11 protein-coding genes are annotated in these 13,546 nt (G+C 68.4%); 6 read left to right on the forward strand and 5 right to left on the reverse strand.

From position 1 onward, the window contains the following. Window positions 1–2: 2 nt before the first annotated feature. Window positions 3–1,058 carry an ABC transporter substrate-binding protein gene (locus G3N94_RS14365; RefSeq protein WP_205793070.1) on the forward strand — a complete coding sequence of 352 codons (1,056 nt, stop codon included), beginning with the start codon at window positions 3–5 and terminating at the stop codon, window positions 1,056–1,058. A 24-nt stretch (window positions 1,059–1,082) separates the two neighbouring features. On the opposite strand, the gene G3N94_RS14370 is transcribed toward G3N94_RS14365, so the two are convergent. Both G3N94_RS14370 and G3N94_RS14375 read right to left on the reverse strand, forming a co-directional pair. After that, window positions 1,083–2,462: an ATP-binding protein gene (locus tag G3N94_RS14370; protein WP_205793072.1), complete on the reverse strand. Its 1,380-nt coding sequence runs from the start codon at window positions 2,460–2,462 to the stop codon at window positions 1,083–1,085. Further along, the gene (locus G3N94_RS14375; protein ID WP_205793074.1) at window positions 2,449–3,135 is read right to left on the reverse strand and encodes a response regulator transcription factor; all 687 of its coding nucleotides are present in this window, start codon (window positions 3,133–3,135) and stop codon (window positions 2,449–2,451) included. The genes G3N94_RS14370 and G3N94_RS14375 overlap by 14 nt, the downstream gene beginning before the upstream one ends. On the opposite strand from G3N94_RS14375, the gene G3N94_RS14380 reads away from it, so the two are divergent. The 5 genes from G3N94_RS14380 to G3N94_RS14400 all read left to right on the forward strand — a co-directional run bounded on the left by G3N94_RS14380 (window position 3,103) and on the right by G3N94_RS14400 (window position 9,923). Further along, a complete protein-coding gene (locus tag G3N94_RS14380) occupies window positions 3,103–3,258 on the forward strand; it encodes a hypothetical protein (protein ID WP_205793075.1) in 156 nt (51 codons plus the stop codon). The genes G3N94_RS14375 and G3N94_RS14380 overlap by 33 nt on opposite strands. A 23-nt stretch (window positions 3,259–3,281) precedes the next feature. Beyond that, complete coding sequence (locus G3N94_RS14385) at window positions 3,282–3,959, forward strand: response regulator transcription factor (protein WP_205793076.1); 678 nt, start codon at window positions 3,282–3,284, stop codon at window positions 3,957–3,959. A 113-nt stretch (window positions 3,960–4,072) separates the two neighbouring features. Then, window positions 4,073–5,590 carry an efflux transporter outer membrane subunit gene (locus tag G3N94_RS14390; RefSeq protein ID WP_205793077.1) on the forward strand — a complete coding sequence of 506 codons (1,518 nt, stop codon included), beginning with the start codon at window positions 4,073–4,075 and terminating at the stop codon, window positions 5,588–5,590. Continuing rightward, window positions 5,587–6,795 carry an efflux RND transporter periplasmic adaptor subunit gene (locus G3N94_RS14395; RefSeq protein WP_205793078.1) on the forward strand — a complete coding sequence of 403 codons (1,209 nt, stop codon included), beginning with the start codon at window positions 5,587–5,589 and terminating at the stop codon, window positions 6,793–6,795. The genes G3N94_RS14390 and G3N94_RS14395 overlap by 4 nt, the downstream gene beginning before the upstream one ends. Continuing rightward, on the forward strand, window positions 6,792–9,923 hold the full coding sequence (locus tag G3N94_RS14400; RefSeq protein ID WP_205793079.1) for an efflux RND transporter permease subunit: 3,132 nt from the start codon (window positions 6,792–6,794) through the stop codon (window positions 9,921–9,923). Before G3N94_RS14395 ends, G3N94_RS14400 begins: the two co-directional genes overlap by 4 nt. 42 nt (window positions 9,924–9,965) lie before the next feature. Here G3N94_RS14400 and G3N94_RS14405 read toward each other — a convergent pair whose 3' ends face one another. From G3N94_RS14405 to G3N94_RS14415, 3 genes are all read right to left on the reverse strand, one after another. Then, window positions 9,966–11,075, reverse strand: a complete 1,110-nt coding sequence (locus G3N94_RS14405; protein WP_205793081.1) for an aromatic ring-hydroxylating dioxygenase subunit alpha — start codon at window positions 11,073–11,075, stop codon at window positions 9,966–9,968. A gap of 346 nt (window positions 11,076–11,421) precedes the next feature. Continuing rightward, on the reverse strand, window positions 11,422–12,165 hold the full coding sequence (gene msrA, locus G3N94_RS14410) for a peptide-methionine (S)-S-oxide reductase MsrA (protein ID WP_205793083.1): 744 nt from the start codon (window positions 12,163–12,165) through the stop codon (window positions 11,422–11,424). A gap of 63 nt (window positions 12,166–12,228) precedes the next feature. Then, window positions 12,229–13,546 (reverse strand): thioredoxin family protein (locus tag G3N94_RS14415; RefSeq protein WP_205793084.1); only part of this gene is annotated, 1,318 nt, incomplete at its 5' end.

Raw genomic sequence — 13,546 nt, forward strand, 5'->3', positions numbered from 1 at the left:
CGATGAAACGACTCGCACTCGCGGTGGTGTCCGCCTGCCTGCTCGGCGGGCACGCGATGGCCGCCGAGCCTGCTGCATCTGCTGAACCCGCTGTACCTGCTGCGCCCGCTGCCGATGCGCCGCCGTCACGCATCGTGCTGCTCGTCGACGAAATCAAGGCGATCCGCAATTTCCCGGTGGTGCTCGCGGAGCGCCTCGGTTACCTGAGCGACGGCGGGGCGACCGTGACCGTGATGAACATCCGCGACGACGTGTCGAGCGCCGACATGCTGAAGGACGGACGGGTCGACGCGGTGGTCGCCTATTACCATCACAACGTGGTCAACCACGCGCACGGCATCGATACGGAGGCTGTCGTCACGCTCGGCGTGACGCCGGGCGCGAAGGTGCTGGTCGCGAATCAGGCCAGGGACAAGTATCGGAGCGTGACCGATCTCGAGGGCGCGCGCTTCATCGCGGGCGGCGCCGGCTCGTCGAAGAGCACGGTCGCGAATGCGCTCGTGCTGGCGGGCGGCCACGGCATCGGCGATTACACGCGGCTCGGCACGGACGGCAAGGAGAAGAACGTCGACGCATTGCGTAACGGCGCCGCCGATTTCGTCGTGGCGCCGACGCCTGACGGCGACGTCTACGAATCGAAAGGCGTGGCGACGGTCTTTGCGGACCTGACGTCGGTCGACGGCACGCGCCGGACCCTGGGCACGCTGTTTCCGTCGAGCACGGTCTATATGTCGGGCCCGCGGGTTCGCGCGCATCCGGAAATTGCCCGGCATCTGGCGGCCGCGTTCGTGCGCACGCTGCGGTACATCAACACGCATACGCCCGAGCAGCTCCTGGCCGTCATTCCGCCAGAGATCAGCGGCAAGGATCGCGCCGCCTATCTGAAGGTGCTGAAGGAGGAAATCCCGATGTTCGCGAACGACGGGCGCATGCCGGACGATGGTGCGACGAAGGAGTGGCAGGTGCTCGCCGCGGCGAATCCGTCCTGCGCGTCGGTGAAGGTCGAACGGACCTATACCAACGCATTCGTCGACGACGCGCTGCGCACGCTGCACTGAGCGGCGGCGGCCGGCCGCAAGCCGTCAGCGGCGCGCGGCCGCGTTCCGCCCGCGTGGCACATACAGCGTGACGCTGCAGCCGGTCGCGACGTCGTTGAAGCGCAGCGCCATCCCGTGCATGGTCGCGATCGCAGCCGCGAGGCTGAGGCCGAGGCCGCTTCCGGCCGTATGCCGGCTCGTCTCCGCGCGATAGAACCGCCGCAGCACGGCCTGCCGTTCGTCGGGCGGGATGCCGGGGCCGTCGTCGGCGATCGTGATGCCGATGCCCGTTGCGTCGCGAAACGGCCGGATCGACACGTGGCCACCTTCCGGCGCGAACTTGATCGCGTTGTCGACGAGATTGGCCAGCGCCTCGAACAGCAGGTTGCGGTCGCCCTGCAATTCGAGCGGACCGTCCGACGCCCGGTGGTAGTCGAGCGTCACGCGCTTGTCTTCGGCAGTAGGTTCGTAGTACTCGACGACGTCGTCGGTGACCGTGGCGAGATCCACGGCGGCGAAGCTCTGCTGGCGCGCATGGGACTCGATCTCGGAGATCCGCAGCAGTGCGTTGAACGTGTGCAGGATGCTGCCGGCTTCGGCGATCGTGTCGTCGATCGCGATCCGGTAATCCGCCTCGTTCCGCGCGCGCCGCTGCGCGCGTTCGAGCCCCGCGAGCAGGCGGGTGAGCGGCGTGCGCAAGTCGTGCGCGATCGCGTCGCACACGCCCTTGACTTCCTGCATCAGCCGTTCGATCTCGTCGAGCATGCCGTTGACGACGTGCACGAGCCGCCCGATGTCGTCATGCTTCGTATGCACCGGCAGACGCCGGCTCAGGTTGCCGGACACGATCTCCTCGATCGAGTGCGTGACGGCGTCGAGCCGCCGCACGGCGCCGACCCCGACGATCGCGGCGCCGACGAGCCCCGTCAGCAACATCAGCAGGCCGGCCGTCACCAGCACGTGCAGCAGCTCTTCGTCGAAATGATCGAGCTCGCGGGTGTTCTGGCACTGCAGCGCGGTGCGGCCGTCCGGCAGCTGCGCGGCGATGCAGCGGCCCGGCGCGTGACGCTCGCCGCCCAGCGGCAGCCGCATCGAGAACGGCTTGTCGAATGCCGGGATCGGCGGCCGGTCGCCCGCGTAGCCGCCCGCGAGGTGCTTGCCCTGCGCGTCGAACAGCCCGAATGGCCGCTGCTGGCGCGGATCGAACTGGCTCTGGTGCGCGAAGCGCGCGGCCAGGTCGGTCCTGGCGTCGCGCACGGTCGCGGCGTGCTCGCGCATCAGCCAGTCGTCGACGCGCTCCGTCTCGAAGCCGGTGATTTCGACGTACAGGTAGGCGAACAGCACGGCCGAGACGATGCCGAACATCGCGAGGAACAGCGTCGCGAGCCGGAAGCTGGTAGTGCGGTGCAGGTCAGCCAGCTGCACGGAGCGTATATCCCGAGCCACGAACGGTCTGGATCAGCGACAGCGAGCCGGTCGGATCGAGTTTCTTGCGCAGCCGGCTCACATGCACGTCGATCACGTTGGTCCGCTCGTCGAGCCGGTAGCCCCAGACGGCCTCGAACAGCATCGTGCGGCTCACCGTCTGGTCGGCGTGTCGCATCAGGAACTCGAGCAGCAGGTATTCGCGCGGCAGCAGCGCGACGGGTTGCCCGGCACAGGTGACCTCGCGGGTCAGCAGGTTCAGCGACAGCGGTCCGATCTGGTATTCGTGCGCGGCGCTTGCCGGCACATCGCGGCGACGCATCAGCGCATCGAGGCGTGCCGTCAGTTCGACGAACTCGAACGGCTTGGTCAGGTAATCGTCGCCGCCGGCGCGCAGGCCGCGCACCCGCTCGTCGACCGCGGACAGCGCGCTCAGGATCAGCACGGGGGTGGTCACGCCGGCGCTGCGGATCGCCGCGAGCATGCCGAGCCCTTCCAGGCCGCCGGTCAGCATCCGGTCCAGCACGATCGCGTCGTACTGCTTCGCGACGGCGAGCACGAGGCCGTCACGGCCAGTCTGCGCGGATTCGACCACCCAGCCATAGTCGGTGAGCGCGCAGACGATTTCGTCGAGGGTCTGATGATCGTCTTCGACGACCAGGATATTCGGCATCCGTATTTCGCCAGGGAGGAGGCGCGGCCGACGGTGGCCCGCTGGCCGCGCGCGAAGCGTAAACTGTTCGCCGACAGTATGCACCGGCGCGCCAAACATCCGGTTCGCGCCAACATGAAATAAATTTAATCTGGTTTATTGCCTGCATGCGGATTCTGATCGTCGAAGACGATGTGCGCGGCGCGCAGTTCATCGTGCGCGGCCTGACGGAGAGCGGCCACGTCGTGGACACGGCGGGCGACGGCGCGCTCGGGCTCGCGCTCGCGCGCGAAGGCATCTACGACGTGATCGTGACGGATCGCAGGCTGCCGGGGCTCGACGGGATGGAACTCGTGCGTCGCCTGCGCGAGCAGGATCGCGCAACGCCGGTGCTGATGCTGTCCGCGATCGCGGGCCTCGACGATCGGGTCGACGGGATTCGCGCCGGTTGCGACGACTACCTTGCCAAACCGTATGCATTTTCCGAACTGCTGGCGCGCGTCGAGGCACTGGCGCGGCGCGCTGATCGCACCCGGCTGCAGGACGTGCTGCGCGTGGGCGACCTGTCACTCGACCGGCGCACGCGCCGGGCGAGCCGGGGCGGGCGCGACCTGCAACTGCAACATCGCGAATACCTGCTGCTCGAGTGCCTGATGCGCCACGCGGGGCAGGTCGTCACGCGCAGCATGCTGCTCGAGGCGGCCTGGGACTACCAGTTCGAGCCGCGCGGCAACGTGATCGACATGCACGTGCATCGGCTGCGCGCAAAGGTCGACCGTGGCTTTGCCGAGCCGCTGATCCATACCGTCGTCGGCGCCGGCTACATGGTGCGCGCCGGCGAATGAGCACGCCCGACGTACGTGCCGATATCGATTAAATAAATTTCATCCTGGAGCGAAAGGCCGGACAGGAACCCGTCGCTATCCTCGTCGCGTAAAAGTTGCGAGGGAGTCGATCCATGCTTCGGTCGGACGGTCCGCCGCCCCGGCGCGCGCCGCGGCGCAAGTCCATTCACGGCCTGATCGCCGTCACGTTGCTCGCCGCATCGTTGGCGGGCTGTTCGTTCGTGCCGACCTACCGGCGGCCGGCGCCGCCCGCGCCCGCCGGCTGGAACGACGCCGCGCAAACGTCGCTCGCGGGCACCGTGCCGGTGACGAGCGGCTGGTGGCGCAGCTATGGCGACGCCGCGCTCGACACGCTCGTCGAGCGCGGGCTGCAGCATAACTATTCGCTCGCGTCGGCGCTCGCCAGCGTCGACGAGGCACGCGCCAACGCGGAGAAGGCCGGTGCACCGCTCTATCCGTCATTGACGCTGAACGGCACGTTCGATCGCAGCCATCGCCGCAGCGCAAGCAGCGGATCGTCGAACTCGGGCGGCGCGAGCCGCAGCCAGAGCCTGTTCGCCGAGGCGAGCTACGAGATCGATTTCTGGGGCCGCAACGCCGCCACCGCGAACGCGGCAGGCACGCTCGCGCAGGCCGCCGGCTTCGATCGCGATACGGTCGCGCTGACACTGACCGCGTCGATCGTCGACACGTACTTCCAGGTGCAGAGCGTGCGGGAACGCGTGGCGCTCGCGCAGTCGATCTCGGCGAATGCGGCGCGGATCCTCGCGTTGCTGCAGGCGCAGCAGGCGGCGGGCGTCGCGACCGAGCTGCAGGTGCAGCAGCAGCGCAATGCGCTCGCCACCTTCCAGGCCACGATTCCGGCGCTGCGCCAGCAGCTCGACCAGAACCTGCATCTGCTCGCGACGCTCGTCGGCGCGGCGCCGGAGGGCTTCGACGTCGCGCCCGCGCCGCTGGCCGGCATCGCGGTGCCGCAGCCGCGTCCGAACCTGCCGGCCACCCTGCTCGATACGCGACCCGACATCCGCGCGTCGGAAGCGCGGCTTCAGGCGGCCAACTACGACGTCGGCGCCGCGCGTGCCGCGTTCTTTCCGAACCTCGTGCTGACGGCGGACGGCGGGTTGAGCAGCAGCGCGCTGTCGCACTTCCTGTCGAGTCCGTTCGCGAGCGTGGCCGCCGCGCTGACCGCACCGATCTTCGACGGCGGCGCGCTGCGTGGCCAGCTGCACGCGAGCGAGGCGGCGTCCGCGAAGAGCGTCGCCGACTACCGCCAGACGATCGTTGCCGCGCTCCAGGATGTCGAAGACATGCTGTCGGCGGCCTCGCAGCAACAGCAGGTCGAGTCCGCCGACCAGCAGGCGGCCGACGCTGCCGCCAAGGCCGCGCAGCTCGCCGACGCGCAATACCGCAGCGGCACGGTCGATTTCCTCACGGTGCTCGATACGCAGCGCACCCGCTATCAGTCCGAGGACACGCTCGTGCAGACGCGCCTCGCCCGGCTGCAGGCGTCCGTCGGGCTGTTCCGTGCATTCGGCGGCGGCTTCGGCGTCACGCAAGCGCCGCCGGCGCTGGCGAGCGCGGCAGGTCCGGCCGCGCCGTCCGTCCCTTCATCATCTTCCATCGCGCCATGAATCACATTGCCGATCTTCCCCCGCGGCAGCCGATCCGGCACGGCCGCCGCTTTTCGTTCCGGCTCGCCGTCGGCGCCGCCGCCGTGCTCGCACTCGTCGCGTGGTGGCAGTGGCCGAAGCACGCGGCACCCGCGGCCAAACCGGCCGTGCCGGTCACGGCCGGCCATCCGGTGACGGCCGATTTCCCGATCCGGGCCGTCGCGGTCGGCACGGTGCAGGCACGCAATGCCGTCGACGTGAAAGTGCGCGTCGACGGCCAGCTGCAGCGCGTGCTGTTCGCCGAAGGGCAGGACGTGAAGGCCGGGCAGGTGCTCGCGCAGCTCGACCAGGGGCCGCTTGCCGCGCAACTGCGCCAGGCCGAGGCGACGCAGAACAAGGATCAGGCCAGCCTCGAGAATGCGAGGCTCGATTTCGACCGCTATTCGAAGCTGGTCGGCATCGGCGCGGCGACGACGCAGAGTGTCGATACGGCGCGCACGCAGGTCAAGGCGCTGACGGCGACCGTCGCGGCCGATGCCGCGATCGTGCAGAACGACCGCCTGCAGCTTGGCTTCACGACGCTGACCGCGCCATTCGCCGGGCGGGTCGGCGCGCGCGAGGCCGACATCGGGGCGATCGTGCATCCCGGTGATGCGACGGGTATCGTCACCGTCACGCAGATGGAGCCGATCGACGTGCAGTTCTCGGTGCCGCAGGACGTGCTGCCCGACCTGCTCGCCGGCCAGGCGAAAGCGCCGTTGCCGGTGACCGTCACCGCGCGCGCGGGCGGCGAGGCACTCGCGCAGGGCACGTTGAGCTTCATCGACAGCCAGGTCGACCGGACCACCGGCCAGATCAAATTGAAGGGTGCGTTCGCCAACACCGACCGCAAGTTGTGGCCGGGCGAACTCGTCAACGCGCGGGTGCTGCTGCGTACCGACCGCCAGCGGCTTGCGGTGCCGAGCCGCGCGGTCGTCAACACGCAGGCCGGCCCGCAGCTCTATGTGATCGATGCGTCCGGCAAGGCCCGCCTGCGTGCGGTGCAGACGGGGGTCGCGGTCGACGGCATGACCGAGATCCGCAGCGGTGTGGCCGCCGGCGACCTCGTCGTGTTCGAAGGTCAGAGCCGCCTCGATCCGGGCACGCCCGTGACGGCGAAACTCGTCGGCGCGCGCGACGAGGCCGCGACGCCCGCGCCGGCCGCCACGCTGGATGCAGCGTCATGAGCCTGCTCGAACTGTTCATCCGCCGGCGCGTCGCGACGTCGTTCCTCGCGCTCGCCGTGCTGCTCGTCGGGCTCGTCGCTTACTTCATGCTGCCCGTCGCGCCGCTGCCGCAGGTCGATTTCCCGACCATCCAGGTCGTCGCGAAGCTGCCGGGCGCGAGCGCGGACACGATGGCGACGTCGGTCGCGACGCCGCTCGAGCGACAGTTGTCGAACATTTCCGGCATCACGCAGATGACGTCGTCGAGCTCGCTCGGCACGACCTCGATCGCGATCCAGTTCGACCTGTCGCGCGACATCAACAGCGCGGCGCAGGACGTGCAGACCGCGATCAACGCGGCGGGCGGCACGCTGCCGAAGAACCTGCCGAATCCGCCGACCTACGAGAAGGTCAATCCGGCCGATTTCACGATGCTGTCGCTGGCACTGACGTCGCCGTCGCTGACGCTCACGCAGCTCGACAGCTACGCGGAGAACTTTCTCGCGCAGCAGATTTCGCAGATGCCGGGCGTCGGCCTCGTCGACTTCCACGGACAGCAGCGGCCGTCGGTGCGGATTCGCATCGACCCGGACAAGCTTGCCGCGCGCGGCCTCACGCTGGAAGACGTCCGCTCGATCGTCGGCGTGCAGACCGTCAATGCGCCGAAGGGCAATCTCAACGGGCCGGACCGCTCGGTCGTGCTCAATGCGACCGACCAGCTCACATCCGCTGCGGCCTACCGCAATCTCGTCGTCGCCTACAAGAACGGCGCGCCGGTCCGGCTCGACGATCTCGGCACCGTGGTCGACGCGGCGGAGGACACGCAGCAGGCGGCCTGGCTGCAGCACGAGCGCGCGATCATCATCGACGTGCACAAGCAACCCGGCTACAACGTCGTCGCGACGATCCGCAACATCACGTCGCGCCTGCCGCAGCTCGAGGCATCGCTGCCTGCGGCCGCGCACGTGCGCGTCGTCGGCGATCGCACGCAGACGATCGACGCGTCGGTGCACGACGTGCAGTTCACGCTGATGCTGACGATCGCGCTCGTCGTGATGGTGATCTTCTCGTTCCTGCGCAACGTGTGGGCCACCGTGATCCCGAGCCTCACGATCCCGCTGTCGCTGGTCGCGACGTTCGGCGTGATGTATCTGCTCGACTACAGTCTCGACAACCTGTCGCTGATGGGGCTGACGATCGCGGTCGGCTTCGTCGTCGACGATGCGATCGTCGTGATCGAGAACGTGATGCGCCACATCGAGGAGGGCGTGCCGAAGCTGCGCGCTGCGCTGCTCGGCGCGCGCGAGGTGCGCTTCACGATTGTCTCGATGACGATCTCGCTGATCGCCGTGTTCATTCCGATCCTGATGATGGGCGGCATCGTCGGCCGGCTGTTCCGCGAGTTCGCGGTGACGGTCAGCGTCGCGATCGTGATGTCGGCGCTGGTGTCGCTGACCGTCACGCCGATGCTGTGCGGCTGGCTGATCCGCCCGCCGGGCTCGGACCGCGGCCGGCTGCGCGCGCTCGAGCGCTGGCTCGAAATCGCGTTCGTCGCGGTCGAGGGGCATTACGAGCGCGGTCTCGACTGGGCGCTCGCGCATCGCAACACGATGCTGGCGGTTACCGTCGGCACCGTCGCGCTCACGGCCACGCTGTTCGTGACGGTGCCGAAAGGCTTCTTCCCGCAGGAGGATTCGGGGCTGATCATGGGTGTCGCGCAGGCGGCGCCCGACATTTCGCCGCCGGCGATGGCGGAGAAGATGCTGCAGCTCGGCCGGATTGTCGAGGCTGACCCGGCCGTCGACAACGCCTATTACTGGATCGGCCCGAACCCGACCGTGAGCCAGGGCCGCATGATGATCAACCTGAAGCCGTTCGGCCAGCGCACGGCAAGCGCCGCGCAGGTGCTCGCCCGGTTGCGGCCGAAGCTGGCGAAAGTGATGGGCATCACGCTGTCGATGCAGGTCAGGCAGGACATCCAGGTGGGCGGGCGGATCAGTGCCGCGCAATACCAGTACACGCTGCAGGACGCGGACGTGCAGGAGCTGAACCTGTGGGCGCAGCGGCTGACGCAGCGCTTCGCGACACTGCCGCAGCTCACCGACGTCAGTTCGGACCAGCAGGCGTCGGCGACGAGCGCGACGCTCGTGATCGATCGCAACACCGCATCGCGCTTCGGCATCACCGCGCAGGCGATCGACGACACGCTGTACGACGCGTTCGGCCAGCGCCAGATCGCGACGTTGTTCACGTCGCTGAACCAGTATCACGTCGTCGAGGAGGTCGATCCGAAGTTCCAGTTGTCCACCGACGCGCTGGCGCACCTGTACGTGCGCTCGCCGCTTACCGGCGAACTCGTGCCGATGAACGTGCTGGTCGGCATCGAAAACAACGTGTCGCCGATCTCGGTCAACCACCAGGGGCTGTTCCCGTCCGTGACGATCTCGTTCAACCTCGCGCCGGGGCATTCGCTCGGCGATGCCGTGGCGGCCATTCGCGCGGCCGAGGCGGCGGCCGGCAAACCCGACACGCTCACGGGCACGTTCCAGGGTACGGCGCAGGCGTTCCAGGCTTCGCTCGCGAGCGAGCCGTACCTGATTCTCGCTGCGCTCGTCGTCGTGTACCTCGTGCTCGGGATGCTCTACGAGAACCCGATCCATCCGCTGACGATCATCTCGACGCTGCCGTCTGCGGGCGTCGGGGCGCTGCTCGCGTTGCTGCTCTGCGGGCAGGACCTGTCGATCATGGGGATGATCGGCATCATCCTGCTGATCGGCATCGTCAAGAAGAACGCGATCATGATGATCGACTTCGCGCTCGCGGCCGAGCGCGAGCAGGGCCTCGCGCCGGTCGCCGCAATCCGCCAGGCCTGCGTGCTGCGCTTCCGGCCCATCATGATGACGACGCTCGCCGCACTGTTCGGCGCGCTGCCGCTCGCGATCGGACATGGCGCAGGTGCCGAGCTGCGTGTGCCGCTCGGCATTGCGATCGTCGGCGGGCTGATCCTGTCGCAGTTGCTGACGCTTTTCACGACGCCGGTCGTTTATCTCGCATTCGATCGGCTCGCGCGGCGTTTCGAGCGCAATACGCACGGGGCCGATGCACCGGTCGAACCCGAAATCGAGGTCGAGGTCGAGCGATTGTCGTGACCGGGTCGGGGAAATGACGCGCCGACGCCGGCTGCCACCGCATCACGCGCGATCATCCGCATCCCGAATCGGAATCACCATGCGGCCGCCACAGTTGCGCAGCAGGTCGCGCAGTTCGTTGATCACCGGAAACACCTCGTGGTTCCAGTCGGCACCCTGCATGTCGTGCGCTTCCTGCTCGCGCTCGACGATCCAGCGGTCTTCCTTGAAGATGCGCTCGGTGAACCAGACGAGTAGCGGCCACGCGAGATCGAGCGCGTACGGCACGCCGGGCTTGCGGATCGACAACACTCCGAACGTTCGATTGGTGCGCTGCGCGGCATCGAGCGGCACGTAGACGATCCACAGGTCCATCACCAGCGTGCCTTCGCTCGACCGGATCTGCAGCGTCTGGTACGGATAGCCGGTGCGCACCGTCATCACGCTCTTGTCGGTCTGGTCGCCGGCCTTCCTGCTGGCGCCGAACACGAGTGCCTCGCCCACCGGCTGCTTGCCTTCCATCCGCGCGAACGTGTAGTCCACCTCGACCCAGTCGTCGCCGCGCCGGCGGCCGAGCGAGCGCGCGCGCATCTGCCCCATCTGCCGCCGGTGCAGGAACTGGTGGTTCATGTCCATCAGGTTCTCGTGCATGAACGAGTAGTGGCATTTGACTTCGCGGCCGAAGCGGCGCGTCTTGTACGCGCGGTCGTCCGCTGACGCCAGCGCGGGGACCGGACGCTGGTCGGCGAGCGCCGCATCGCCGGGAAACACGAAGATCAGCCCGTGCGCTTCGCGGCACGGATAGCTGCGCACGCCGTTGGGCAGGCGCTCGCGCCCGAGGTACGGCACGTCGATGCAACGGCCGCTGCAGTCGTAGGTCCAGCCGTGGTAGCAGCAGCGGATCGATTCGCCGGTGACGACGCCCGCGTGCAGCGGCACCTGGCGGTGCGCGCAACGATCTTCGAGCGCGAAGACCGTGCCGGATTCGGTGCGCACGAGCACGATCGGGTCGCCGGCGAAGTGCGCGCCGAGCGTTTTGCCGCGCTTGACTTCGTGCGACCACGCGAGCGGATACCAGTGATCGGGATGGATGGGCACCCGGCGCAGGTCGCGCACGGGCGCGCTGGCGGGTGGCTCGATGACACGATGATCCGGCAAGGGCACTGCACGCATGCGCGACGCCTCCTTCCATGACGGGAGAATCGACCGTCGCTGAATGTGGACGGTGGATCGGGTCCAGTCTACGCGAAGTCGGTCGTGATGGAGCGCCAGATCAGGGAACGTCGGGATACGCGAGCATGATCCGGATTGATTCCGGTCAAAACGGCGCCTTTGCGAACGCGACATCCGCTGCGTTGCGACATTGCGCGCGTTCGCGTGGTGTGGCGCGGTGCCGCGCGCGACAACGCGTGTCGTGAACGCGCGGTTTCCCGTGCTGCAGCGAACGGGCGGTTGCGCATGCGGCTAGTCGCCAACCGCCAACCGCCAACCGCCGTCGCGTCACGCGCACACCGCACCGTCAAAGATGCGCCTGCCGCCAGAGCACTGCGTCGGGTCGGTAGATCGCCGGGAACAGCCGCTTCAGCCCGGCGACCTTCGGCAGATCGTTGTACGCGATGTACGGAGCGTCCGGGTGCAGCTCGAGGTAGTTCTGGTGATAGGTCTCGGCCGGGTAGAACCCGCCGAACGTCTCGACGCGCGTGACGATCGGCGCGGGAAACACGTGCGCGCGGCCGAGCTGCGCGATGTAGGCGGTCGCGACCGCGCGCTGCTGCGCGTCGGTCGGGAAGATTGCCGAACGGTACTGCGTGCCGTCGTCGGGGCCTTGGTGGTTCAGCTCGGTCGGGTCGTGCACGACCGAGAAGAAGATCTGCAGCAGCCGGCCGTAGCTGATCTGCGCGGGATCGTAGACGATGCTGACCGATTCCGCGTGCCCCGTCAGCCCGGAGCCGACGAGTTCGTAGTGCGCGGTCGCGGCCATGCCGCCCGCGTAACCGGCGGTCACCTGCTTCACGCCCTTCACGTGCTCGAACACACCCTGCACGCCCCAGAAGCAGCCGCCCGCAAGGACGGCGGTTTCGTTGTGCGATGCAGCGGGCGTTTCGTCGAGCGTGGGCGCCGGCACGGTCGTCACCGGCTCGGCCGAGTTGACGATGCGCTGATAGCCGAACGCGGCTGCGGCGGCCAGCGCGAGCACGCCGATGCGATGCCGGAGGGCAGATCCGCGCGGCGGAGTGGGTTGTTGCGATGAGGTTGTGTTCACGATGTTCTCCTGTGTCGAACCGGACGAGACGAAACCGGGTATCGGTCGGTGGGCCGCATACGCTCAGCCGAACGTGAACGAATACGCGCGCACGCCGGAATCGAGAAACTCGATCGAGAACGTGCGATCCGCGATCTGACCTTGCTGGCGCACCAGCTGATACAGGCGTTGCCCCGTCACGGTGCCGTAGCCTTGCGCATCGACATCCGCGCCATGCGCGTCGCCGGGCGCCGCGCCGTCGAGCGCGATCCGGAAGCGGACCGGCTTGCCGTTCGCGTCAGGCCCGAGCACGAGGTGCAGGTCGCGCGCATGAAAGCGGTAGACGATCCGGCCGGCGGGTGCGGCGAGCGTCGCGTCTTCCGCGCCGACCTGCCACTTGCCGGCGAATCCCCAGTCGTTCAGGCCGGGGCGCACCGGCGTGTCGTAGCGGTGCGCGACATCTCGCACGACGCCGCCCGGCGACGCGAAGTCTTCCGCTCGCGCATAGCCGACGTAGGTCTCGGGCGACTGGATGTCCGCGTTGTCGGCCGCGGCCATCGCCCCCTTCGCGTTCGCCGCCGCGATGCCGATCGGCACGTTCAGCGCCTCCGGGTGGCCCGCTTCGGCAAGCAGCGCCTGGATCGCGCGCTCCGATTCCACATACTCGCCTTCGCCGAAATGGTGGCGGCGGATCCGGCCTTGCGCGTCGATGAAGTAGTGCGCCGGCCAGTATTCGTTGCCGAATGCACGCCAGATTACGTAGCGGTTGTCGATCGCGACCGGATAGTCGATGCCGAGATCGTGCACGGCCTTGCGGACGTTGCCGATGTCCCGTTCGAACGCGAATTCCGGCGCGTGCACGCCAATCACGACGAGCCCGTACGGCGCGTACTTGTGCGCCCATGCCTGGATATATGGCAACGTGCGCAGGCAGTTGATGCACGAATAGGTCCAGAAGTCGACGAGCACGACCTTGCCGCGCAGGCCGGCCGTCGTGAGCGGCGGCGAGTTCAGCCATTGCACGGCGCCGTCGAGCGCGGGCAGCGTGCCTTCGACCGGCAGCGCGGCGACCGCGGCGGCGTGCATCGGTTGCGGCGCCGGCTGTGGCGACGTGTCGGCCGCGCGCATCATCGCGCCGCCATCGCGTTGCGTGGCGGAGGTGCCTGCGGCGGTCATCACGCCGTCTGCAGGCGCATTGGCTGCGGTGTTTTCTGCAGCCATCGCCGGCGCGCCGGGCGCGTGCCCGCCGAGGCGATCGACGAGCTTTGCCTCGAGGCCGCCGGTCGTGACCGTCGACAGTTGTGCGAGGGCGCCCGTATCGAGCCCGAGCGCGATCGCGGCCACGCCGGCCAGCAGCGCGGCGCCGATCCCGCGCTTGATCCATTCGCCCGCGCCGAGCGAG

It is taken from the genome of Burkholderia sp. Ac-20353 (assembly GCF_017104785.1).
Lineage (GTDB): Bacteria > Pseudomonadota > Gammaproteobacteria > Burkholderiales > Burkholderiaceae > Burkholderia.

What these genes read in the sequence shown, in the direction of transcription:
- G3N94_RS14365 (WP_205793070.1), top strand. Translation starts at nt 3, where the DNA reads ATGAAACGACTCGCACTCGCGGTGGTGTCCGCCTGCCTGCTCGGCGGG.
- G3N94_RS14380 (WP_205793075.1), top strand. Translation starts at nt 3,103, where the DNA reads ATGATCGTCTTCGACGACCAGGATATTCGGCATCCGTATTTCGCCAGG.
- G3N94_RS14375 (WP_205793074.1), bottom strand. Translation starts at nt 3,135, where the DNA reads ATGCCGAATATCCTGGTCGTCGAAGACGATCATCAGACCCTCGACGAA.
- G3N94_RS14385 (WP_205793076.1), top strand. Translation starts at nt 3,282, where the DNA reads ATGCGGATTCTGATCGTCGAAGACGATGTGCGCGGCGCGCAGTTCATC.
- G3N94_RS14390 (WP_205793077.1), top strand. Translation starts at nt 4,073, where the DNA reads ATGCTTCGGTCGGACGGTCCGCCGCCCCGGCGCGCGCCGCGGCGCAAG.
- G3N94_RS14395 (WP_205793078.1), top strand. Translation starts at nt 5,587, where the DNA reads ATGAATCACATTGCCGATCTTCCCCCGCGGCAGCCGATCCGGCACGGC.
- G3N94_RS14400 (WP_205793079.1), top strand. Translation starts at nt 6,792, where the DNA reads ATGAGCCTGCTCGAACTGTTCATCCGCCGGCGCGTCGCGACGTCGTTC.
- G3N94_RS14405 (WP_205793081.1), bottom strand. Translation starts at nt 11,075, where the DNA reads ATGCGTGCAGTGCCCTTGCCGGATCATCGTGTCATCGAGCCACCCGCC.